This window comes from Streptomyces sp. NPDC054794, assembly GCF_053611585.1.
Map to the genome: position 1 here is coordinate 64,057 of NZ_JBSHAQ010000013.1, position 22,761 is coordinate 86,817.

Consider the following 22,761-nt stretch of genomic DNA (forward strand, 5'->3'; position numbering starts at 1 on the left):
AATCGGCCGGCGCCTCAAGACGTCCCACAGGAGAGTCCCGCATCATGACCGCGATCACCGCCACCCGCCGCCTTGCCCGCCTTCGCACCATCGCCCTGACCGGCATCGCCACCACTGGTGCCGCGACCGTCGCTCTCACGCTGATGCCGGCTTCCGCCCAGGCCGCCGAAGCCCCGCAGGTCGCCCACAGCGTCGCCGCTGTCTCCAGCGACAGCCGCGCCGACTCCAGCAGCGCCACCGGCGCCACGGGGAGCCTCGACGGCTGGATCAAGAAGTCGCTGGCCGTCATGAAGGAGAAGGGCATCCCCGGTAGCTACGAGGGCCTGCGTCGCAACATCATGCGCGAGTCCGGTGGCAACCCCAACGCCCAGAACAACTGGGACGTCAACGCGCAGAAGGGCACCCCGTCCAAGGGCCTCCTGCAGGTGATCGAGCCCACCTTCAACGCCTACCACGTCGCGGGCACCCCGCAGAGCGTCACCGACCCGGTCGCGAACATCACCGCCGCCGCCAACTACGCCGCTCAGCGCTACGGCTCCATCGACAACGTCAACTCCGCGTACTGATCCCCGCGCAGGCTTCTGCACAGCGGCGGCGCCGCGAGTGGCGGTGCCATTGAGGGGAAGGGCCGGTGAGACGGCCAGAGCACGAGCGCGGGCACGTGACCGCAGCCGAAGCAGGCTACCGGCGACTCAGCCGGCGTTCATGACCTGAGCCTGAGCTCCTGAGGATCGTCTTGGAACGCCGACCGGATCTCACACAGGGCGAGGACGATGTCTCGCCGTGGTGCTCCTCGTCGGACTGCTCCCAGCCGTTCAGTGAGACCTGGGGCCCTCCGGTGAGGTAGCCGTGAAGGACGCCGGCCGTGGTGTCTACGAACTCCCCATCGGATGTCTTTCGTGGGCGGCGGCCTCCCCGAAGACGCAGGCGCTGGAAGTCGGCGGCGCGCCGGTCCCGTTCGATCTTCCCGCACCACCGCCGCCGGAAGCCGTTGACGGGTCGTGGGGCAAAGGACCAGGTCACCGTCTGGCCCTACGAGGTCTGACTGCCGGCGCAGGGACGCCACGGAAGTCGGACGGTGAACACCGAGCCGATGCCGGGCGTGCTGATGACCGAGATCGTGCCGTCGTGTGCCTCGGTGAGTTTCCGGGTGATGGCCAGGCCGAGGCCGCTGCCGCCGGTCTGGCGGTTGCGGGACTTGTCCGCGCGCCAGAAGCGGTCGAAGACATGGGGCAGGTCGGCCGGTTGGATACCGCAGCCGGTGTCGATGACCTCCAGGATCAGTTCGTGGCCCTCTCTGCGGGATCGCAGGACGACCCGGCCTCCGCTCGGTGTGTGTCTGATCGCGTTGGAGACGAGGTTGCCGATCACCTGACGCAGTCGCACCGGATCGGCGTGCACCGCCAGTTCGTCGGTGGCCTGGATGGACAGTTCGACGCCCGCCGGTCCGGCGGCCCCGTGGTGCGCCACGGCCACCTGTTCCAGTACGTGCCGTACGGACAGCGCTTCACGGTGCAGTACCAGGTTTCCTGCCTCGGCCGCGGCGAGGTCGCGCAGGTCCTCGATGATGTGCTGGAGCAGCATCGCCTCGTCCAGGAGCAGGGCGAGCAACTGCTGATCGGTCGGTGTCAGGCCGTCCTGGGCGGCCTCCAGCCAGCTGCGGATGTTGGTCAGCGGGGTACGCAGTTCGTGTGCCACATCGCTGACCATGGCGCGGCGTTGACGCTCCAGGCTCTCCCTGCGCTCCGCGAGGTCGTTGAAGGCCACGGCGACGCGGCCGATCTCGTCCTTGGTGAGCACCGGGACGCGAGCCGCCTCGTCGGCCGGGCGTTGGGCCGCGGTGATCAGGGCACGCAACGGTCGGACCAGTCGGCTGCCCAGCATGATGGTCACGGCGCAGGTGACGGTGAGGACGATGCCCGCGGCGCCGGCGATCCGCACGGTGTTCTCCGACGAGAGCCGCACGGTCTCGGTGGTCGGATGGCCTCGGTCGGAGACGAAGAGGAGGACCGGGGGCGAGACGTAGGGCCGCAGTTGTTGGCGGCGGCCTTCGTACACGCACTCCTGCGCGGCGCGGTCCGAGTTCTCCTGATGCTTGGTGTGGCCGGTGAAGTGCCAGGAGAAGTCCGCGAATATCTCGACGGACGGCCTGCCTTGCTGATTCAGGCATTCCGAGGCCAGTTCAGAGGCCTGGCGGAGCGGCACGACCTCCGACGGCACGGGCGCCTTGAGCTCGTCGAAGTCGCATGTCCGTTGCGCCGTGAGGAGTTCATCGGCGTTGGACGTGTGGCCCGTGAACCGGATCGAGTAGCGCCCGGTGGGCAGGGGGAGGACCTCGGTGGCGATCCGTGGTCCGGCGAGACACTCGGTGATCTTGTGCACGATCGCCCGTACTCGGTCCCGGTCCTCGCCTTCGAGGAGGAACGGGCCCACCGCACGGGGGTCGATCGGGCCCACGGTGCTCTCGTGGGACAGAACGGGGTCGAGGCGCAGGGGATCGACGGAGGCGGCCGGCCGCTGCCGAATGCGCATGGTCGGTTCGGAGCTGGCGAGGGGTGTGCGCGCGGGGGTGGTGAGGGTGATCGCCCGGCCCGTTCGGGCCGCGAGATCACGGACCAGCGGCTGCACCCCGCCCCAGTCGGTGTGGGTGGCCGAGTATCCGATCAAGGCGTCGTAGATACGGGCGTCGGCCTGTGACGACCGGCCCTGTTCCGTGCTGATCGCCTGTGTTGTGGTGGTGACGGCGACCCAGGTGGTCGCGGCCACCGAGCAGAGCGCGACCAGTAGGGACGCGGCGAGGAGACGGACGAACAGGCTGGTGCGCAGCGGAACACCGGAGCGGCGCACGTCAGTTGCCCGCCGGGGAGGTTCCCGGGCTCAGCTTGTAGCCGACGCCGTACACGGTGAGCAGGTGGGTGGGGCGACGCGGGTCGAGTTCCAGCTTCTTGCGCAGGTTCATCACGTGCATGTCGACGGTGCGAACGGTCGAGGCGACGTCCCAGCCCCGGGTGCGTTCCAGGAGCTGTTGACGGGTGAACACCCGGCCGGGCTCGGCGGCCATGGCGGACAGGATGGTGAACTCCCCGCGGGTGCAGGTGACCAGCTGACCGGATGCACTTCGTACCTCGTGGCGAAGCGGGTCGACCGTGATCGTGCCCACCCGCAGGACTCCGTCGTCCGGCGGCGCGACCCGCTCGACGCGGCGCAGCAGGGTTCGGACCCGGGCCATCAACTCCCGTGGGCTGTAGGGCTTGGTCATGTAGTCGTCGGCGCCGAGGTCGAGTCCGAGGAGCAGGTCGTCCTCGCTGGAGCTGGCGGTCAGCATCAGCACCGGCACGGCGGATTCCTGGCGCAGGATCCGGCACACACTCAGTCCGTCGACCTTCGGCATCATCACGTCGAGCACCAGCAGGTCCGGCCGGAGCCGGCGGACGGCGTCGATCGCCGAGCGCCCGTCGTGCACGATCACCGTGCCGTAGCCCTCGGACTCCAAATACATCCGCAGCACCTGCGCCTGTTTGATGTCGTCCTCGGCGACCAGGATCCGTGCATTCATGACGGTGACTATAGGCAGCGCTTTGGGTCAATTCGCCTTTCTGACAATCCCGATACATCTTGCTGAACGCATCTTGATACCGGTTCGGCAAGGTCGGCAGCGCATCCGAAGTCGAGCTCCGGCTCACTTCCGAACGCCGGGTGCCTTCGTGTCCGCGGCGGTTGTCCGCGTCATTCTGGGAGTCGTCTGCATGAACCGCGTCATAGCCCGAGCCAGCGCGCTCGCCGTACGGGGGTCCGTCAGGGAGCGCGCACGCGTTGCAGGAGCCGGCCGCCGTTCCGGCGGCGCGCCGTCCGTGGTCCGCCGCCTGTCCGCGACGAGGTTCGCGCGGTGACCCGCCGGCCGAAGGGCGATGCCGCCACCGGCATGGACGACCATCCCACGGTCACTCTCAAGGCGGTCACCGCACCCCGCAGGCGTCATGTCCGCATCGTCGCCGCCGTGCTGGCGGTGGGGCTCGCCGGGGCCGGCGCCGCGGTGACGGTGCCATGGGGGAAGGGCGGCACTCACGCGGCGTCCGAGCCGGAGCCGGAAGCGGGCACGGCCGAGGTCGAGCGGAAGAACCTGTCCGACAGCCGGTCCCTGGACGGCACCCTCGGCTATGCCAGGCCGCAGACCGTCAAGGGATACGGGGACGGCATCGTGACCTGGCTGGCCCCCACCGGGAGCACGGTGACCCGGGGCAAGGAGCTGTACCGCGTCGACGACCGCAAAGTGCCGCTCCTGTACGGCGCGGTGCCGCTCTACCGGCGCCTGGAAGGCCAGAACCTGGTCGGGCGGGACGTGCGGGTGATCGCCGACAACCTGCGGGCCCTCGGGTACGACGTCGGAGTCCAGCCCTCACCGGGACAGGTCGTCACCATGATCACTGAGGCGGACGACACGGCATCGCGGGGTGACGAGAAGGGCTCGGGATCGGCGGGCGGCGCGGAGAAGGGCGCGGCATCGGCCGGGTCCTCCGCGACCCAGCCCTCGCCCGCGGTCGGCACCGGCGAGGGAGCGGCCGGGAGCGCAAGCCCGGCACCCCGCGCTTCCGCGCCGGCGGGAAGCGGTACGGCGGGAAGCGGTACGGCCGGTAGCGGTACGGCCTCAAGTGGCCGCGTGGTCACGCGGATGACGGTCCGTTCCGGCGACGGCGTCCTCACGCCCGCGCTGGTGAACGCGATCAAACGCTGGCAGACCCACAACGGGGTGCCGTCCACCGGCGTGCTCGGCCCCGGTGACGTGGTGGTCCTCAGCGGCCCGGTCCGGGTGGACAGCGCCGGCGCGCAGATGGGCGACGCGGTCGCGGCACCGCTGCTGAAAGTGACGTCGACCGACAAGTCCGTGACCGTGTCGGTGGACGCCTCCGACGTGGGCAGCATCAGGCGCGGCGACGCGGTGACCGTACAACTGCCCAACGGCACTGCGGTCGCCGCGAAAGTGGCCGGCGTCGGCAGCGACGCCGAGGCGCCGGACAGCGGGAACGGACAGCCGAAGGTGACCGTCACGGTCACCTTCACCGACCCGGACAAGGTGAGGAAGCTTGATTCGGCGCCGGTCCAGGTGGCGTTCGTCTCCGAGACCCGGCGTGGAGTGCTCGTGGTCCCGGTGACCGCGCTCCTCGCACTCCGCGAGGGCGGCTACGGACTTCGGACCGCCGCGGGACGGATCGTCGCGGTGAAGACCGGCCTGATCGCCAAGGGGTTGGTCGAGGTATCGGGCGCCGGGATCGCCGAGGGCTCCCGGGTGGTGACCTCGTCGTGACGGTCGTACCCACCCCGGTGCTGTCGGTGCGCGACGCCGCCGTCCGCTACGTCGGTGGAGTCAGCGCGCTGGCCGGGGTCTCGCTGGAGATACACAGCGGCGAACTCCTGGCCATCGTCGGCCCGTCCGGCTCCGGCAAGTCCACCCTGCTCAACATCATGGGCACCCTCGACCGGCCGACCAGCGGGACCGTGGTGATCGGCGGCCAGGACGTGACCACCCTCCCGGACCGTCAACTGTCCGCGCTACGAGGACGCTGGCTCGGCTTCGTCTTCCAGCAGTTCCACCTGTCCGAGGGCCTGACCGCGACCGAGAACGTGACCACCGGCCTGCTCTACGCCGGGGTCCCCAGGAGGCAACGCAGCCCTCTCGCGCTCACCGCGCTGGAGCGGGTCGGCCTGGCCCACCGGGCGGGCCACCTGCCGCACCAGCTCTCCGGCGGCGAGCGGCAGCGAGTCGCCATCGCGCGGGCTCTCGTCCACGAACCGACGCTGGTGCTCGCGGACGAGCCGACCGGTGCGTTGGACACCGCGAACGGACGCGCCGTACTGGAACTGCTCACCCAACTCAACGCGGAGGGAACCACCATCGCGCTCATCACCCACGACCGGGACATCGCCGCGCAACTGCCGCGGCGAGTGGAGATCCAGGACGGCCGTATCGTCAGGGACACCGCGATCACCGCTGCCGCCGACACCCCGCTGGGCAAGGGCACCGCCGCCGGGGCCCCGGGAACCGGGGGCGCCCCGTGAAGCGGACAACGCGGCTCCGTGGCACACGGAAGACGGTCATCGGTTCGCGACGGCGGTCCGTGACCACCACCCCGCTGCACCGGCCGGTCCGGCTCTCCCCGGCCGACCTCCTGCGCCTTGGACTGATGGGCATCCGCACCCGACGGACGCGGGCGGCGCTGTCCGCACTCGGCATTTCCATCGGTATCGCCACCATGATCGTGGTCACCGGGATCCCGGCCTCCAGCCAGAAGGCCCTGAACGCGGAGCTCACCGCGTTGGGCACCGACCGGCTGCAGGCGATCGCCGACAAGGACCAGGAAGGCAACGCGGGCTCGTTCCCGCCCGAATCGGTCGCCATGGTCAAGAACATCGGCCCGGTCAAGGCCGTGACCGCGGTCGCCAACACCCATGCCCGGCTACGGCGCTCCGACCGGCAAAGCCCCGACGACGTCTCCGGGCTGACGGTGCTGGCGGCCCAGCCGAACCTTCTCGGCATCGTCAACGCCCGTATCCGCTCCGGCCGTTACCTCACCACGGCCACCGAGCGGCTCCCCACCGCCGTGCTCGGCTCGGTCGCGGCGGCCCGTCTGGGCTTTCCCGATCCGCGCCCCGGCGATCCGGCGCCACTCGTACTGATCAACGACCGGTGGTTCAGCGTCATCGGCATCCTGCACTCCGTCCGGCTGGCCCCGGACATCGACCGCTCCGTGCTGGTCGGCTGGCAGACCGCGCACCGCACACTCGGCTTCGACCTCCGCCCCACCCAGCTGTTCCTGCGCGCGGACGAGCCGGCGATCGAGGACGTCCACGCGGTCCTGCCCGCCGCCATCAACCCGCAGTCCCCGAGTCAGGTGATGGTCAGCCGGCCCTCGGACGCCCTGGCCGCGAAGCGCTCCACCGAGGCCACCTTCTCGTCACTGTTCATCGGGCTCGCCGGTGTCGCACTCCTGGTCGGCGGCATCGGTGTCGCCAACACCATGGTGATCTCGGTCCTGGAACGCCGCCGCGAGATCGGACTGCGTCGCGCACTGGGGGCCAACCGCGGCCAGATCCGGGGCCAGTTCCTCACCGAATCGATCGCGCTGTCCGGCCTCGGCGGTCTGGCCGGAACCATCCTCGGCGTTCTCGGCACCGTCGGCTACGCGGCCTACAAGGACTGGCCGCCCGTCATCCCCCTCCCCGCGGTGACCAGCGGACTCGCCGGCGCGGTTGTCGTCGGCATCGCGGCCGGCGTCTACCCGGCCGTCCGCGCCTCCCGGCTCTCCCCGACCGCAGCCCTGGCCTCGGCATGACGCAGCCGTTGCGGACAGCCGACTCCGGCGGCCGCCCCACCGTCACCTGACCCCCGAGCTCACCCCAACCAGTCTTTGCACCACGGAGAAAGGCTCACCCATGCCGAAGACCGACACCCTCCGTCCACCGAATACCTGGCATTGGCGTGCGGCATGCGCCGCGCTTGTCGCGATCTTCTTCCTCGCAGCCTGCGGAGGGTCCTCCGACCCGGAATCGGCCAAGGACCAGGGCGACAACGGAGTCGCGAGCGTGACGGACGGCGACAAGGACGCGAAGGCGACGCAACCGCAGCAGTCGCAGGACGTACGGCCTCTCATCAGGCCGGACACCTCCGACGAGGAGAGCGACAGGGTGTTCAACGTGTACTACGAATGCCTGCAGCGCAACGGCGTCAAGATGCTCAAGCAAGGCGACCGGTTGAAGCCCATCGACACGGGCAGCAAAACCGAGGAGGCGCGGAAGAAGTGCTGGCAGAAGGAACCTGAATACCTCACGGAACGGGCGGCCAGGGAGGACCCGGAATTCCACGAGAAGATGGACCGCTGGGTGAACTGCCTGCGCGACCACGGCATCAAGGCGATCGCCCTGGACGACGGCACACTCAATCTGCCCAACAACCTTCCGCCCTACCCGCAGAGCCAATGGCTCGACAAGTGCGAGCTCAAGGCATTCGTCGCGAAGTAGCTCCGTGGGCCATACCGGGCTCGGCGTGCACTCCATGCTTCCCAAGCCCGCTGGACGTCCCCCTCAGGACCTCCCGCTCTTGCTCTTTCCGTAGATTTTGAGAGGGTTCTGCGCCATGCAGATGATCAACCCCGACTTCAGCGTCCTCTCCGACTACTTCGCGGCCGATCCATACCGCTACTTCGCCTCCCTGAGGGAGCAGTCGCCGGTGCACTACGAGCCCGCGATCGACAGCTACTTCCTCTCCCGCTACCAGGACGTGAAGCGGGTACTGACCGACCACACCGCGTTCACCACCGAGACCCTGCAGGTGCGCGCCGAGCCGGTGATGCGCGGGCCGGTCCTCGCGCAGATGACGGGGGCCGAGCACACCGCCAAGCGAAAGATCGTCGTCCGTGGCTTCTCCGGGCAGGCCCTGCGAGATCAGATACGCGCCGTCCACACCAATGCCGCCGAGCTCATCGCACCCTTCCTCCCCCGGGGCAGGGTGGACCTCGTCAACGAGTTCGGCAGACCTCTCGCCGTCTACGTGACGCTCGACGTCCTCGGCCTGGACAAGAAGGACTGGCAGCAGATCGCCGCCTGGCACAGCGGGGTCGCCGAGTTCATCACGAGCCTGAGCCTCACCCCCGAACGCCGTCGGCACTGCCTGGAATGCGCCGAGCAACTGGAGGCGTACCTCGTCCCCGTCATCGAAGAGCGCCGCCGCCACCCCGGCGAGGACCTCATATCGATGCTGTGCACCGCCGAGTTCGACGGCATCGCCATGAGCAACCGCGACGTCACCGCGCTGATCATCAACGTCCTGGCCGCCGCGACCGAGCCCGCCGACAAGACCCTCGCCCTGCTCTTCAAGCACTTGATCGACCAGCCCGAGCAGTTGGCCCAGGTCTGTCAGGACCCGGCCCTGCTGCCCGCCGCGATCGCCGAGACACTGCGCTACACCCCGCCGGTCCAGCTCATTCCCCGCCAGGCGGATCAAGAGGCCGTGTTCGCCGGCATCACCGTCCCGGCGGGTGCCACCGTCTTCTGCGTGATCGGCGCGGCCAACCGCGACCCCGACGTCTTCACCGCCCCGGACACCTTCGACATCCACCGGCCGGACCTGGGTACCGCCCGCTCCTTCACCGCCGCCGCCCAGCACCTGGCCTTCGGTACGGGACTTCACCAGTGCGTCGGTACGGCCTTCGCGCGCGCCGAGATCGAGACCGTCGCCGCGCTGCTCCTGCCCCTGCTGGAACAGGCCCGCTACAGCCCCGGCTTCCACTACCGGGAGACCGGCCTGTACACCCGCGGTCCGGTCGCACTGTCCCTGGACTTCACGCCTGTCCATGACAGGTCTCTGCACCCCGGAGCTTCCCGAGGCCAATCCACCCACTGACGCAACCGACACCCTCGTCACGATCTCTAACCGAGTAGCGTGGCGTGAAAGGGGCTGGACCATCGCCCCACGCGCGTCGTAATGATGCCTGACTCCGCGAGGCCCGGCGGGTGTCTCCGAGCATGGTCGCCCGGTGCTGGGACGAGGAGAGGGGAGCCGCCATGGCGTCCGTGGGAGCGAGACTGAGCAGCGCGCGCGAACGGGCCTTCATCGGCCGGGACGAGGAACTCGGCCACTTCGGCAAGGCGTTGGCCGACGATCCGCAGGCGCCGTTCGCGTTCTACCTGTTCGGGCCGGGTGGCATCGGCAAGTCGACGCTGCTGCGGCGCCTGGCCGACGACGCTCGCGCCGCGGGCCGACTGCTCATCGAACTCGACGGCCGTTTCGTCAGCCGGGACCCGGCCGACTTCGAGCGCGCGGTCGGCCCCTTCCTGGACGTTGCCGGCACGGTACTGGTCGTCGACTCCTTCGAGCACTGCCAGTGGCTGGAGAGCTGGCTGTGGCAGCACTTCCTGCCCCGCGCCGCCGACGGCACCCTGGTCGTCCTGGCCGGACGGCTCGCGCCACAGCCGCAGTGGACCGCCGACCCCGCCTGGACCGGGCTCCTGCACGTCACCGAACTGCAGCCGTTCTCCGAGGACCAGGCCCGAAGCCTGCTGGCCGCGGCGCAGATCCGGCCCGAACTGCGGGACCGTGTGCTCCGCTTCGCCGCGGGCAACCCGCTGGCGCTGTCCCTCGCGGCGGCCGCGGGATCGACGGGCTGCGGCAGGGAGGAGATCTGGGCCCCCTCGGCGGACGTCCTGCGCACCCTGTTGGCGGGACTGATCGGCGAGGTGCCCACGGCGGCCCACCGGCGCGCCCTGGAGGTGGCGGCACAGGCCCACTCGACCTCCGAGGAACTGCTCACCGCCGTACTGCCCGAGCACGACGCCCATGTGCTCTTCTCCTGGCTGCGGGACCTGCCCTTCATGGAGTCCACGCATCGAGGGCTCCACCCGCACGACGCCGCACGCGAGACCCTGGCCGCCGACCTGCGCTGGCGAGCGCCCAACGCCTTCGTGGCGATGCGCGAGCGTCTGGCGGACGAGTACCTCCACCTCCTGCGCGAGGCACCCGAGGAGCGGGTCTGGACCGTCACCGACGAGCTCTTCTACCTCTTCCGAGAGGGCGAGACCCTGGCCCGGCTCCGCACCTGGTCCCGCGAGGACGAGGTACACGACCGTCCGCTGCACCCGGAAGACCTCGACGTCATCCTCCGCATGGCGGAGGAGACCGAGGGACCCGCCTCCGCGGAACTGGTCCGCTACTGGGCGCAGCGACAGCCGCAGGCCTTCAGCGTCTACCGTCTCGTGAGCACGGGCCGGACCGTCGCGTTCACGGCCCGACTGGCCCTGCCGGCCCCTCCCGACCCCCAGGACCTGGCCACGGATCCCGTCGTCGCCGCGGCCTGGGAGTACACGAACGCCGCCGAGCCGGTACGCCCCGGCGAGCACATCGGCATCAGCCGCTTCACCGTATACCCGGAGCGTTACCAGGTTCCGTCCCGCGTCATCGACCTGAGCAGTTCCCGCGCCCAGGCGGAGTCGGCCCGTGCCCGCGGCCGCGCCTACGGTTTCGCCGTCTTCCAGGATGCCGAGACATGGGCCGAGCGCGTCAAGGGCACCCTCAGCGACACCGGGGCGCGACCGCGAGTCGGTGAGTACACCTACGGGGTGTTCGGCGTCGACTGGCGCCAGGAACCCGTGGAGACCTGGCTTCACCGCTTCATATCGGCCACCGCGGCGCCGGTCCAGTCCGGACCGGCGCCCGTTTCGCGTACCGTGTTCGACCAGGCCGTGCGGGAAGCGCTGACGCACTGGCGCGACGCGGGCACCTTCGCCGCCTGCGCCCTGATGCGCGCCCGGCTCGCGGCCGACCTCCGCGATCCTGTCGAGGAGTTGCGCGCCCTGCTGCGCCAGGCCGTCGACGAACTCGCCCACGACCCGCGCGGAGCGCGGGCCCGCGAGGCCCTGACGGCGGGCTACTTCTCCGGCGCACCCACCCAGGAGGCCGCCGCCCGGCGCCTCGGCCTGCCGTACGGCACCTACCGTCGCCACCTGCGTCAGGGGCTGGACCTGCTCTGCGAGGCCCTGTGGCAGCAGGAGCTGCATGGCCCTCAACAGCCCTAGGGCCTGTCGTCCAATTTCCGTCTGCCCCGCGACGCCTGGCACGCTCCCCCAAGCTCTTCGAGCAGGGGGGACCCCACTCGCCGCACCGGGCGAAAGCCCAAGTACGTCCAGTACGAGGACTTCCGCCCGGCACGCCGAGAGCACGCTCCCCCGAGCTCTCGGCTGCGCTCCAGCAGGGGGACCCCCATGACGCCGCAGGGCCGCCCTTCGGGCGACGACGGGAATGTGACGACAGGCCCTGGCGGACGCACCACTCGGCAGGAGAGGTGGACAGGCGCGGACAGGACTGGACAGTGTCCGCGCCTGATGAGCCTGGAGAGTGGACAGCGCCCCGCACGAAGCTGTGCGCCATGAACCTCCAACGCACACAGCTGGATCTGGCGCCGCCCGCTCCTCGGCACCCGGCCGCGCTCGCGGCGCTCGCCGCGGCCCAGTTCACGGTCATGCTGGCCACCTCGATCGTGAACGTGGCGCTTCCGCAGATCCGTGCCGGGGTGGGCCTGTCCGACGGCGGAACCACCTGGGTGGTCAACGCCTACGGACTGACGTTCGGGGCGCTGCTGTTGGCCGGCGGGCGGGCGGCCGACCTGCTCGGCCGCCGCCGGGTGCTGATGGCCGGCCTCACGCTCTTCGCGGTGGCCTCGCTGGCAGCGGGACTGGCCGGCTCCTCGACGGTACTCATCGCGGCCCGGGCCGCTCAGGGCCTCGGTGCCGCCGCCATCGCCCCGGCCGCGCTCGCCGTGACGATGGGCCTGTTCCCCTCCGGCCCGGGGCGCGGCAAAGCGCTGGGGGTGTGGGGAGCGGTCTCCGGCGCGGGAGGAGCGGGCGGCGTCCTGCTGGGCGGTGTGCTCACCCAGGCATGGGGATGGCCCTGGATCTTCCACGCCGTCGCGTTCGGGACGGTGCTTGTCCTGGTCGCCGTGGCGGCCTTCGTGCCACGGGCGACCGGCCGCGAGGCCGGGGAGTTCGACCTGCTGGGCACCGTCACCGTGACCCTTTCCCTGACCTGCCTGGTCTGGGGCCTGACCACCGCACGGGGCCCCGGCTGGACGGACACCCGGGTGGTGGGCGCCCTCCTCGGCGCCGCAGCGCTGCTCGCGGCCTTCGTCGTGATCGAGCGCCGCCGACCGAACGCGCTGATCCCACCGAGACTGTTCACCACCGGCCAGATCGCGGCAGGCAACCTGTTGATGGCGCTGCTGGGGTCCGTCTGGATCGCCCTGTTCTTCTTCTTGCCCCTGTACCAGCAACAAGTCCTCAAGATGTCCCCCTTGGCCACCGGAGCGGGGCAACTCCCGCTGGCCGCGGCCAATATGCTCGGCGCCGCCGCGGCACCCCGCATCTCCCGGCGCATCGGTGCCGGCGTCGCCGTGACCTCGGCCCTGTTCACCACGGCCCTCGGCCTGTTGTGGCTGTCCCGGATCAGCGCCGACGGAAGCTACCTCGGCCACGTCCTCGGCCCGAGCATCCTGATCGGCCTTGGTTTGAGCGTCGCCTTCGTTCAACTCACCGCATTGTCCGTGGACGGAGTCCCGGGACAGAACGCGGGCCTGGCCGGCGGTCTGGTGAACACCACCCGCCAGGTCGGCGGTGCGATCGGCCTCGCCGCCCTGGCCACCCTGGCCGGCTCCGTCACCACCCACGCGTCTCCCAGACGGCCTCACCTGGAAGCCCTCACCGCCGGATACCGAGCCGCCTTCATGGTCTCGGCCGCCATCCTGGCCGTCGCCGCACTCCTCGCGTTGCTCCTCACCCGTCGTGCCGGTCGGCCGCGGACCGCGACCGCCCTCGCCACCGGCCCCACCGGCCCGGCCTCCGAGCCGCGAACCGCCGGCATCTCCTGAGACCCCCTGGCGACGACGTCGTCGTCCGCACCGAGGAGTCCTGGAGAGGCGCTCCGGTCGACGCCGCGGCCGACCACCTCGCCAAGGCCCTCCACGCCTCCCTGGACAGCCGGCTCCACCACGTCAAGTCCCCCGCCGAGCAGTCCGTCTGACCGCGCGCATCACACCCATCACATCCATCACATCCATTGAGAAGAGGTTCCCGAAATGACCGCTGAGAAGCCTTACCTGATCGGCCACTACGCCCCGGTCGCGGACGAGATCACCGCCACCGAACTCACCGTCGAGGGCCACCTGCCAACCGAGCTGACCGGCCGTCTGCTCCGCAACAGCCACAACCCCAAGCCCGGCGTGACCCCCACCCACTGGTTCAAGGGCAGCGGCATGGTCCACGGCATCCGGCTTCGTGAGGGGCGCGCGGAGTGGTACCGCAACCGCTGGGTGAAGAGCCCCGCCCTGGACGGCGCGCCGTACCTGACCGAGAAGGGCCCGGACCTGGCGGCGAGCGTCGCCGGCACCCACATCATCGAGCACGGCGGACGGTTGCTCGCGCTGTGCGAGGCGAACTTCCCCTTCGAGCTCACCCGTGAGCTGGAGACGGTCGGCGCGTACGACTTCGGCGGCAAGCTGCGCAGCGCGATGACCGCGCACCCCAAGGAGGACCCGGTCACGGGCGAGCTCCACCTCTTCGGGTCGTCGCCCTTCCCGCCGTACCTGATGTACTACGTCGCCGACGCCAAGGGCGACATCGTCCACAGCGCCGAGATCCCGGGCGCGAGCGCCTCCCTCAAGCACGACTTCGCCATCACCCGTCACCACGTGGTCTTCATCGAGGGCAACGTCACCTTCGACCCCACCGAGCACTCCGGCATCCCCTACGGCTGGAGCGACGAGCAGCCCGCCCGCATCGGTGTCATGCCCCGTGGAAAGGACGGCACCCAGAACATCCGCTGGTTCTCCATCGAACCGGGCAACATGCTGCACGTCTCCAACGCCTACGAGGACGGCCGGGGGCGCATCGTCCTGGAAGGCCCCACCGTGGACCGCGAAGGCTTCCGGCTCTCCTGGAACTGGTGGGTCGGCGCCCCCGGCCGCGGCGCCGAGCCCAACGCCCGCTCCTACACGCGCCGTTGGGTCATCGACCTGGCCGCCGGCAGTGTCGACGAGCAGATCATCGACGACCTCGCGGTGGAGTTCCCGACCCTCAACGAGGAGTACCTGGGCCGCGAGAACCGCTACCAGTACGCCATCTCCTTCCCGGACTCGAAGGGTTTCGGCAGCTACGGCATCGTCAAGTACGACCGCACCACCGGAGCCCGCCGCATTCACCAGGTGGGCGACGCCAGGCTGCCCAGCGAGGCCGTGTTCGTCCCCGCCGCCGGTGCCACCGGCGAGGACGACGGCTACCTGCTCACCGTCGTCTCCGACCTCAAGCAGGACGCCTCGCAACTGCTGGTCCTCGACGCCTCCGGCCTCGACCGGGTCGCCACCGTCCATCTGCCCCGACGGGTGACCGCCGGAATCCACGGTTCCTGGGTCCCGGACTCCGACCTGGACGACGCCCAGGCCTGACCTCCCGCCAGAACAGCCGCACCACAAGTCGGCCGCCGGCCCGCGAGACGTTCGCGGGCCGGCCCCGCCACCGCTCCGCAAGCACCGCCGTTCCCACCGGCCCCCTCCGCGCGCAGCACACCTGGAACAGGGCCTCGAATCCCCTGAGGCCGGAGCACGTGAGAACCAAGGAATAACGACATGAGAAGAAGCCTGAACCGGAGGTACGCAGCCGGGATCGCCGCCGCCCTTTCCGCGGTGGCGACCACCGTGGCCGTACCCGCACTCGCGGAGTCGGCGGAGGGAAACCACCGAACCCCCGTCGGCGGCATCGACTGGCACGCCTGCGCCGACCCCGACTTCAAGGACATGCAGTGCGGATCGATCCGGGTGCCGGTGAACTGGTCCCGCCCCCGCGCCGGCAGCCTCAGCCTCGCCCTGGTCCGCCGCCCCGCGGATGACCCGGCCCACCGTCAAGGCACGCTGCTCCTGAACGACGGAGCGGGCGGATCCTCGATCGAACAGCTGCGACTGGCCATCACGAAGGTCCACCTGTCCACCTACGCCGGCGCCATGACGCACAATTTCGACCTCGTCGCGGTCGACCCGCGCGGCGTCGGCCACAGCACGCCGATCCGCTGCGAGAAGCCGCTCAAGCCCGCCGGAGTCAGCCACTTCCCACGGAACAAGGCCGGCCTCGACGGACTCGTGGCCCACAACCGGGCCTTCGCAAAGGACTGTCTGCGCCGCAACGGCCCGCTCGCCGCCCACGTCGACCTGACCAGCACCGCGCGGGACTTCGAGGCGGTCCGGATCGGGCTGGGGGAGCGGCAGCTGAACTGGTACGGCATCCACTACAGCACCCTCGTCGGGCGCACCTACGCCAAGCTCTACCGCGGCAGGCTGCGCACGATGGTCCTCGACACCGCGCTGGACGACACCGGCTCGGCCCGCTCACGGCTCCTCCAGGAGGCCGCCACCGCCGAGACGGCGTTCAACCGCTTCACCGCCTGGTGCGCCACGTCGACCGATTGCGCCCTGCACGGCAAGGACGCCGCAGCCGAGTACGACGCCCTCGTCGCCCAGGCAGACCGCACGCCCGTACGGACGGCGAGGTTGAGCAAGGGTCTCCGTAGATGGGTCGGCTCGGCTTACGGGCGACGACGCTGATCCAGCGTCCGGGGGAGTGGTCCGTAAGCCGAGCCGGGTCATGGGGCGGCGCCATGGTGAGGAGCCGGAATCGCGGGGACACGAGTGACTGACACACCCGGGGTCACGACGAGGGGGACGAAACAGGCGGTGACGCTGGATGCGCTTCCCCACCGGGAGAAGGGTCGGTGGGGAAGCGCGGACCAGGAACGAGGGGACAGCGCCGGCCGGTGAGCGGCCCGTGACGAACGGCTCCTGACGGTGTCAGCCTCAACCGGCCTGCTGGGCCCACTCGTTGAGCTGACGCGTGGTCAGGCGAGCGATGCGTTCAAGGTGATCACCGTGCCCGCGAGGGCGCTGCTGACGGGGCAGTTCGTCTTGGCGTGCTCGGCCGCCTTGATGAACGCGTCCCTGTCCAGGCCGGGGACCTCGCCCTGCACGGCCAGGTGGATCTCAGTGATTCCCTCACCGGGCTGGAAGGTGACCTCGGCCAGGGCGGTCAGGCGGACCGGCGGTGTGCCGGCCTCGGAGAGCCCGTGGGACAGGGCCATGCAGAAGCAGCTCGAGTGAGCCGCGGCGATCAGTTCCTCCGGGCTGGTCGTCCGGTTCGGCTCCTCCGCCCTGGCGGGCCAGGAGACGGCGAAGGTTGCGAGGCCGGAGGAGTCCAACGCGACCTGGCCGGATCCCTGGAGCAGATTGCCGTCCCACACGGTGTGGGCGCGACGGGTTGTGGCCATGACGGTCCTTTCTGAAGGGGTACGGCTTGAGCCTAGGGCGATCAAGGCCCTGACCAGCCGTTGAGCAGCCGAACACCCCCAAATTCTCGGTGGGCGGCGGAAGCGTTTCGGTGACGTCGGCCGAGCGGCCCCGCGCCCCGGGACGGCGGACGCAACACAGTCGGCCGGCTGCTGGATGCCTCGACGCAGGCTCGCGGGTCAACGCGGGGTCTGCTCGGGTTTCCATCCCCAGGCGGTGAGCATGCCCGCCGACAGCGCGGCGCATTCGTCGGAGCCCAGGTACCGGACCGCCCCGTCGACGTCCGCGTCGTCGACCTGGCCGGTGGCGAGCATCGCCGCTCGGCTCCGCTCCCAGGTGTCCGCCCAGAAACGGCTGATGGGACTGCGCGGCAGCAGGGGCGGCACATGGATCTCGGCGGCGACGCGCGAGAGACCCGCCCTGCGCAGCAGATGCGGGTACGACGGCACCCAGGAGACATCGGTGCCGATGGTGGCCCGCAGCCCCTGCCACATCGCCCGCATCACCGCGGTGTACGGCGTGCTGGGCGTCCGGTCGCTCGTCAGGTCGACCGCGTCGCTGAGCATCAGCACACCGCCCGGCTCGACGAGTTCGGCCAACGCGGTGATCAGGCGGTCGCGCTCGGGCAGGTGCATCAGCACGAAGCGCGCGTGGACGAGCCGGTACCGGCCGTGCACGAAGTCCGGGGCAGTGATGTCCGCCTCCAGCACGTCGAGCCCGGGCGCGGGCCGCTCGGTGAGGAAACGTACGTCGCGGTCCACGGCGAGCACGCTCGTCACCCTGGCCTCGTCCAACAACCGGCGGGAGACCGTGCCTGTGCCGGCCCCCACGTCGAGGCAGCGCCACCCCGGGCCGACGCCGAGTGCCCGCAGCCGCGCCATGGTGACGTCGTCGTAGGCGAGGGCGCCGAAGTCGATGCGCTCGCCCTCGCCCACCTGTTCGGGACGGAAGACGGCCTCGCCGTAGCGGCCCTCACTCGACGCGTCCCCGCGCGGAGCCGCGGTCACGTCGCCGCCGGCATGACGCCGGAAATCTCGTCGAACAGGTTCATGGCCGGACCTCTTCACGCGGTAGGGCGGTGCCTGGCGGCCCGTTCCGAGGTCGCCGCCCGATCGATCCTCCATCGGCGGCCGCCCGCACGACCGAGGCGCGCCGTGCCTGAGTCAATCGGCCCAAGGGCACGGCACACGAAGCAGCCGAGTGGGGGAGCGGTGCCAACTCGGACGCTGAGTCACATCGACGGTCTCGGCGCGCGGGTCAGTGGTACGGCAGTCGGCGGCGTCGGTCCAGGGGCGGACCGACGCCGCCGGACCGGGGCGCCGTCGTGCACTGGGCGTGTCAGGACACCCCCGTGATCCTGACACGCTGTCGGGCACTCGGGCCGGGTGAGCGACCCGGATCAATGATGCGTGAGTGCGTCGAGGGCTGTCGTTCGCACAGCGTCCACGTCCATGTGCGCACCGTCCACGGCCGTTCGGTTCAGCGCCTGGTCCCGCAGCTCACTGGGCGCCATGCCGTGCGCGGTGCGGAAGGCCCGGGTGAAGTCGCCGGGGCGGGAGTAGCCCCAGCGGGCGGCCACCGCGTGAATGGGGAGCGCCCTCAGGCCGGGGTCGGTGAGGTCCCGCCGCGCGTGCGCCAGCCGCTGGTCGCGGATGTACGAGGCCACCGTCAGGCCCTCGTCCTGGAACAGGCGGTAGAGGTAGCTGCGCGAGATGTGGTGGGCCTCGGCGATCTTCGCGGGGGTCAGCTCCGGGTCGCCCAGATGCCGCCGGACGAAGGACTTGATGCGCAGGGTCATGGTGCGGGCGTGCGTCTCGGGCGGCAATCCCGACTCGGCGTCGAGGGCGTGGGCGAAGACGGCGCTGACGAGATCGGTGACGACCGTACCCAGCCGCTCCGCGTCGGCCGCACGGTAGGCGGAGGTGTCGGAGGTCAGCTGCACGAGCAGCCCCGCGAGCAGCGCGCCCATGCCCTCCCGGCCGGATATCCGGCTGCCGACCACCCGGCTCGCCCGGTCGGCCGGGAGATCCAGGGCGGCCCGAGGGATCTCCACCCCGACGATGGTGACCGGGTCGGGCCCGGTGGATATCTCGTAGGCCCGGGACGAGGAATTCACATGGAAGTCGTCGATCCGGTACGCCACCTGCTCCCTGCCCCAGCTCGCCGCGCCGTCGCCGTGCCGCAGCAGGGACAGGTGGAACACCTCAGGGTCGGACTGGCGCACGAGCCTGGGCGTCCGGCGGAAAACCAGGTGGTCGAAGGTCGCGGGCCACACCGTGACGTCGCCGAGCCCGATCAGGCGCTGATGACCCCGGTAGTCCGCGGTGCGCTCGCTGCTCAGCTGCATCGGCGCGTGGGTACGCCCCAGTTGCTCCGTCCAAGCCTCGAAACGGTCGCTCGCCGGCAGGTCCTGGGTAGTGAAGACAATTTCGGGCAACACGGCGATAGTCAATCACAGGGCTGATCACGACCTGCGAGGCGTGGAGGCGTCAAGCGCGCCGAGTCACGGTCGGAACGGCTCTCCTCGTGCGTGAGTTGAGGTGTGCCGAGCCGATGTGGGCGCCGCTCGCCGTCGTGCCGCCGCGGTCGATCCGCCGTACGCGGATACCGTTGTCAAAGTTCTATGCGAGGGGGCTGTCATGGAAACGGCAGACACCACCGGAAGCATATGCGGCGGGGAACGGGGTGGTCGCGAAGGTTTCACAGAGCTGCGGGCGCGCGAATTCGGCTTCCTCGACGAGGCCGGACACACCTACCTCGACCACACGGGCGCCGGACTTCCCCCGCGGTCCCTCGTCGCGGGGAGCGCGGAGCGCATCACCGGCGGGCTGTTCGGCAACCCGCACTCGGAGAGCCCGGCCTCGTGCGCCTCCGGATTTCTGCTCGCCGAAGCGCGCGAGGCGGTTCTGCGGTATTTCAACGCCGATCCCGCGGAATACGCCGTGATTTTCACCCCGAACGCAACGGGCGCGCTGCGACTGGTCGGTGAGGCATATCCCTTCGCGCGAGGCGACCGGCTCGTCATGTCGCTCGACAACCACAACTCGGTCAACGGATTGCGGGAGTACGCGCGGGCACGGGGAGCCGCAACCGCCTATGTGCCGGTGAGCGCGCCAGGCCTGCAGTTGGACGAGACGCGACTGCGGGCGGCGCTGTCCCCACGGAGTCGGCGAATCGATCGTCTGCGAAGGGGCGACGCCGGCCGCACGCGCGGACTGCTGGCCTTTCCGGCACAGAGCAACTTCACCGGCGTCCAGCACTCGCTCGACTGGATCGCGGCCGCGCAGGAGCAGGGTTACGACGTGCTGCTCGACGCGGCAGCCTTCGTACCGACCAATACCCTGGACCTGAGTCGGTACCACCCCGACTTCACCGTGGTCAGCTGGTACAAGGTCTTCGGACATCCGACCGGCATCGGCAGCCTGATCGCTCGCCGGTCGGCCCTCGCCAGGCTGCGCCGCCCCTGGTTCTCCGGCGGCACGATCTACGCGGTGAGTGCCCAGGCTCAGTGGCACGTCCTCGCCGAGGGCGAGGCCGCCTTCGAGGACGGTACGGTCAACTTCCTGTCCATACCGGACGTCACCGCCGGACTGGCCTGGATCGAGCACATCGGGATGGACCGCGTGCACGCCCACGTCAGCGCGCTGACCGACCAACTCCTCACGGGGTTGCGGACGTTGCGGCACAGCGACGGCGCTCCAATGGTCCGGGTGTACGGTCCCGACCGCGCCGACGCGGCCCGCGGCGGCACGGTCGCGCTGAACCTGCTCGGGGCGGACGGCCGGATAGTCGACGAACGCGTCGTCACGCGCGACAGTGCCGCGCGCGGCATATCCCTGCGCACGGGATGCTTCTGCAATCCGGGCGCCGGTGAAGCGGCCTTCGCCCTGCCGCTGACCCGGCTCCGCTCAGCGGCCCGCACGCAATTGACCTCGCTGGAGGACTACTTGGAGCTGCTTCGGCTGCCCTCGGCGGGGGCCGTTCGTATTTCCTTCGGAGTGTCGTCCCTGCCCAAGGACATCGAGACATTCTTGGCGTTCGTGACGCAGACCTACCGGGACCAAGTGCCGGGGGTGGCAGGGCTGGCCCCGCGGGAAGGTTGTTGAGCCGACCCATGCTCAACGAGCGCTCCATGGACCAGGGTTCATCGCCCGGCGCGGCTCCTCGTCGCCCCTTGCCGACACTTTCGTACGAGAATCAGCCATGTCCAGGCCAAGAACGCCAGCGCGAAGGCCGCCAGGATCAACCACCCTCGGCTCGCCGGATGGCCGAACGAGTCACCGTACGAATCCAGCAGGGGCGGACCCAGCGGCGAGCCGCCCGCACGCCACAGTGACTCCAGGCCCACCCCGCTGCCCAGTGCCTCGAACGCCCAGCGATTGGTCATCGCCCAGCTGATCGCCTGTCCGGCGCCGGTCATCCGGGGCACCGGCACGAATGCTCCCGAGAACAGCACCTGGGGAAAGCAGAGCAGCGGAAGCATGAGCGTCGCCTGCCCCGGCTCCGACACCGCCGCCGACGCGAGCAGCCCCAGCGCGAGAGCGGCGGCCGAGGCCAGCACGCACGACGCGAACAGCGACCCGTACGTGCCCCAGCCCGCGGCGGGCAGTCGGTCCCCGGCGCGCAGGACTGTCAACAACAGCGCGTCGGCGGCCGCGAGAACGGGCAGCATGGTCGTGAGCTTCGAGAGGACGTACGGGCCGATCCGCAGGCCTGCGAGCCATTCGCGACGCAGTACGGGCAGCTCGGTGCAGATTTGCAGCAGTCCGTACGTCAGGCCGAAGAAGAACGCGCCGAACGCGATCCAGAACATGATCATCGCCGTGGACCCCGGAACCGGTGTCCCGGGATCGAACGCGCCGGCGCGGAACAGCAGGGCGAACATCGCCACGATCATCACCGGCGACCCGGCCAGGACGGCGACCGACAGCCGACTGTGCAGCAGCAGGGCCGTGCCGCGACGCGTCAGGAGCGCCCACTGGCGCAGGGCGCCGACGCGCTCGACTTTCCGGGACCGTGGCTCGCCGGGTAGATGGATGTCGTCGGGGGGTGTGGCACGCTCGACTCGCGTGCCCTTGGCAACCGCCTGATACACCTCTTCGACGGTGCCCACCCCGAAGGCCGCGCACAGAGCGGCCGGTTCACCCGCGTACGCGACCTCGCCGCCGGGCGAGAGGAACACGACCTGGTCGCAGCTGAGCAGATCGGCGAGGACGTGGGTGGTCAGCACGACGGTGGTGCCGTCCTCGGCCAGCGCGCGCAGGGTCCGCAGCAGCTCCGCCCCCGTGACCGGATCGAGCCCGGATGTCGGCTCGTCGAGGAAGAGCACCCTCGGCCGGGTCAGCAACTCGACCGCGATGCCGGCCCGTTTGCGTTCCCCTCCGCTGAGCGCGCGCACGGGCGTCCCCGCCCGCTCGGAGAGGCCGAGGGTGTCCAGAACCCGGTCAACCGTCGCTGTGACGGTCTGTGGTCGCGTCCCCGGAGGCATGCGCAGGCCCGCCGCGTACACCAGCGTTCGGTGCAGGGCCAGCTCGCGGTGGATGATGTCTTCCTGCGGAACGAACCCGAACTCCCGCCCCGGCGACCCGGGTTGCTCCCCGTCGTGCAGTACCTCGCCCTCGGTCGGCGCGCTCAACCCCGCCAGAATCTCCAACAGCACTGTCTTCCCCGCGCCGCTGCTTCCGGCGATCACGGTGAGCTGCCCGGGAGCGATGTCGAGCGTGATGCCGTTCAGTACCCGACCGGCCCCGCGAACGTCCCGACTCATCCGACGTGCCTGCAGGCACAGGCCGTTGACCGGCTGGGGAGACAACTCCGCGGCGGCACCCGGGCGTATCGGCGAGGTCGACATGGGTGCAGCATGCCAGGGGACTCTTCTCGGCGTCGCCCCGAAGAGGCA

At 70.4% G+C, this 22,761-nt stretch carries 17 protein-coding genes; 11 read left to right on the forward strand and 6 right to left on the reverse strand.

Annotated features, from left to right (window positions below):
• Nucleotides 1-44: 44 nt before the first annotated feature.
• Nucleotides 45-566: a transglycosylase SLT domain-containing protein gene (locus tag ACWGKT_RS16080; RefSeq protein WP_453274094.1), complete on the forward strand. Its 522-nt coding sequence runs from the start codon at nucleotides 45-47 to the stop codon at nucleotides 564-566.
• Between the two features lie 466 nt (nucleotides 567-1,032).
• On the opposite strand, the gene ACWGKT_RS16085 is transcribed toward ACWGKT_RS16080, so the two are convergent.
• Together ACWGKT_RS16085 and ACWGKT_RS16090 are read right to left on the reverse strand one after the other, a co-directional pair.
• Entirely contained in the window at nucleotides 1,033-2,847 is a 1,815-nt protein-coding gene (locus ACWGKT_RS16085; protein WP_453274095.1) for a sensor histidine kinase, read from the reverse strand.
• Between the two features lies 1 nt (nucleotide 2,848).
• Nucleotides 2,849-3,556, reverse strand: a complete 708-nt coding sequence (locus ACWGKT_RS16090; RefSeq protein ID WP_356146736.1) for a response regulator transcription factor — start codon at nucleotides 3,554-3,556, stop codon at nucleotides 2,849-2,851.
• A 330-nt stretch (nucleotides 3,557-3,886) separates the two neighbouring features.
• Between ACWGKT_RS16090 and ACWGKT_RS16095 the strand changes: the two genes are divergently transcribed.
• From ACWGKT_RS16095 to ACWGKT_RS16135, 9 genes are all read left to right on the forward strand, one after another.
• Nucleotides 3,887-5,302, forward strand: a complete 1,416-nt coding sequence (locus ACWGKT_RS16095; protein ID WP_453274096.1) for a peptidoglycan-binding protein — start codon at nucleotides 3,887-3,889, stop codon at nucleotides 5,300-5,302.
• Nucleotides 5,299-6,054, forward strand: coding sequence for an ABC transporter ATP-binding protein (locus tag ACWGKT_RS16100; protein WP_453274097.1), 756 nt, complete (start codon nucleotides 5,299-5,301; stop codon nucleotides 6,052-6,054). The genes ACWGKT_RS16095 and ACWGKT_RS16100 overlap by 4 nt, the downstream gene beginning before the upstream one ends.
• A gap of 59 nt (nucleotides 6,055-6,113) precedes the next feature.
• Nucleotides 6,114-7,328, forward strand: coding sequence for an ABC transporter permease (locus tag ACWGKT_RS16105; RefSeq protein ID WP_453274098.1), 1,215 nt, complete (start codon nucleotides 6,114-6,116; stop codon nucleotides 7,326-7,328).
• A gap of 100 nt (nucleotides 7,329-7,428) precedes the next feature.
• Nucleotides 7,429-8,013, forward strand: coding sequence for a hypothetical protein (locus ACWGKT_RS16110; protein ID WP_453274099.1), 585 nt, complete (start codon nucleotides 7,429-7,431; stop codon nucleotides 8,011-8,013).
• A gap of 115 nt (nucleotides 8,014-8,128) precedes the next feature.
• Nucleotides 8,129-9,394, forward strand: coding sequence for a cytochrome P450, cyclodipeptide synthase-associated (locus tag ACWGKT_RS16115; RefSeq protein ID WP_453274100.1), 1,266 nt, complete (start codon nucleotides 8,129-8,131; stop codon nucleotides 9,392-9,394).
• Between the two features lie 161 nt (nucleotides 9,395-9,555).
• Nucleotides 9,556-11,562, forward strand: coding sequence for an ATP-binding protein (locus ACWGKT_RS16120; RefSeq protein ID WP_453274101.1), 2,007 nt, complete (start codon nucleotides 9,556-9,558; stop codon nucleotides 11,560-11,562).
• 350 nt (nucleotides 11,563-11,912) lie between these two features.
• Nucleotides 11,913-13,406, forward strand: a complete 1,494-nt coding sequence (locus ACWGKT_RS16125) for an MFS transporter (RefSeq protein WP_453274102.1) — start codon at nucleotides 11,913-11,915, stop codon at nucleotides 13,404-13,406.
• 207 nt (nucleotides 13,407-13,613) lie between these two features.
• Nucleotides 13,614-14,978, forward strand: a complete 1,365-nt coding sequence (locus tag ACWGKT_RS16130; RefSeq protein ID WP_453274103.1) for a carotenoid oxygenase family protein — start codon at nucleotides 13,614-13,616, stop codon at nucleotides 14,976-14,978.
• Nucleotides 14,979-15,158: 180 nt separating this feature from the next.
• Entirely contained in the window at nucleotides 15,159-16,127 is a 969-nt protein-coding gene (locus tag ACWGKT_RS16135; RefSeq protein WP_453274104.1) for an alpha/beta fold hydrolase, read from the forward strand.
• A gap of 290 nt (nucleotides 16,128-16,417) precedes the next feature.
• Here ACWGKT_RS16135 and ACWGKT_RS16140 read toward each other — a convergent pair whose 3' ends face one another.
• The 3 genes from ACWGKT_RS16140 to ACWGKT_RS16150 all read right to left on the reverse strand — a co-directional run bounded on the left by ACWGKT_RS16140 (nucleotide 16,418) and on the right by ACWGKT_RS16150 (nucleotide 19,302).
• Entirely contained in the window at nucleotides 16,418-16,843 is a 426-nt protein-coding gene (locus ACWGKT_RS16140) for an OsmC family peroxiredoxin (protein WP_356146715.1), read from the reverse strand.
• A 198-nt stretch (nucleotides 16,844-17,041) separates the two neighbouring features.
• The gene (locus tag ACWGKT_RS16145) at nucleotides 17,042-17,869 is read right to left on the reverse strand and encodes a class I SAM-dependent methyltransferase (protein ID WP_453274105.1); all 828 of its coding nucleotides are present in this window, start codon (nucleotides 17,867-17,869) and stop codon (nucleotides 17,042-17,044) included.
• Nucleotides 17,870-18,261: 392 nt separating this feature from the next.
• A complete protein-coding gene (locus ACWGKT_RS16150) occupies nucleotides 18,262-19,302 on the reverse strand; it encodes an AraC family transcriptional regulator (RefSeq protein ID WP_453274106.1) in 1,041 nt (346 codons plus the stop codon).
• Nucleotides 19,303-19,501: 199 nt separating this feature from the next.
• Between ACWGKT_RS16150 and ACWGKT_RS16155 the strand changes: the two genes are divergently transcribed.
• Nucleotides 19,502-20,968, forward strand: coding sequence for an aminotransferase class V-fold PLP-dependent enzyme (locus tag ACWGKT_RS16155; RefSeq protein WP_453274107.1), 1,467 nt, complete (start codon nucleotides 19,502-19,504; stop codon nucleotides 20,966-20,968).
• Nucleotides 20,969-21,006: 38 nt separating this feature from the next.
• Here the strand turns inward: ACWGKT_RS16155 and ACWGKT_RS16160 are convergent, their stop codons facing one another.
• A complete protein-coding gene (locus tag ACWGKT_RS16160) occupies nucleotides 21,007-22,713 on the reverse strand; it encodes an ATP-binding cassette domain-containing protein (protein ID WP_453274108.1) in 1,707 nt (568 codons plus the stop codon).
• Nucleotides 22,714-22,761 lie beyond the last annotated feature (48 nt).

Coding starts and splice junctions, on each gene's coding strand:
- ACWGKT_RS16140 (WP_356146715.1), bottom strand. CDS start 16,843: ATGGCCACAACCCGTCGCGCCCACACCGTGTGGGACGGCAATCTGCTC.
- ACWGKT_RS16110 (WP_453274099.1), top strand. CDS start 7,429: ATGCCGAAGACCGACACCCTCCGTCCACCGAATACCTGGCATTGGCGT.
- ACWGKT_RS16130 (WP_453274103.1), top strand. CDS start 13,614: ATGACCGCTGAGAAGCCTTACCTGATCGGCCACTACGCCCCGGTCGCG.
- ACWGKT_RS16080 (WP_453274094.1), top strand. CDS start 45: ATGACCGCGATCACCGCCACCCGCCGCCTTGCCCGCCTTCGCACCATC.
- ACWGKT_RS16125 (WP_453274102.1), top strand. CDS start 11,913: ATGAACCTCCAACGCACACAGCTGGATCTGGCGCCGCCCGCTCCTCGG.
- ACWGKT_RS16115 (WP_453274100.1), top strand. CDS start 8,129: ATGCAGATGATCAACCCCGACTTCAGCGTCCTCTCCGACTACTTCGCG.
- ACWGKT_RS16120 (WP_453274101.1), top strand. CDS start 9,556: ATGGCGTCCGTGGGAGCGAGACTGAGCAGCGCGCGCGAACGGGCCTTC.
- ACWGKT_RS16090 (WP_356146736.1), bottom strand. CDS start 3,556: ATGAATGCACGGATCCTGGTCGCCGAGGACGACATCAAACAGGCGCAG.
- ACWGKT_RS16155 (WP_453274107.1), top strand. CDS start 19,502: ATGGAAACGGCAGACACCACCGGAAGCATATGCGGCGGGGAACGGGGT.
- ACWGKT_RS16135 (WP_453274104.1), top strand. CDS start 15,159: ATGAGAAGAAGCCTGAACCGGAGGTACGCAGCCGGGATCGCCGCCGCC.
- ACWGKT_RS16160 (WP_453274108.1), bottom strand. CDS start 22,713: ATGTCGACCTCGCCGATACGCCCGGGTGCCGCCGCGGAGTTGTCTCCC.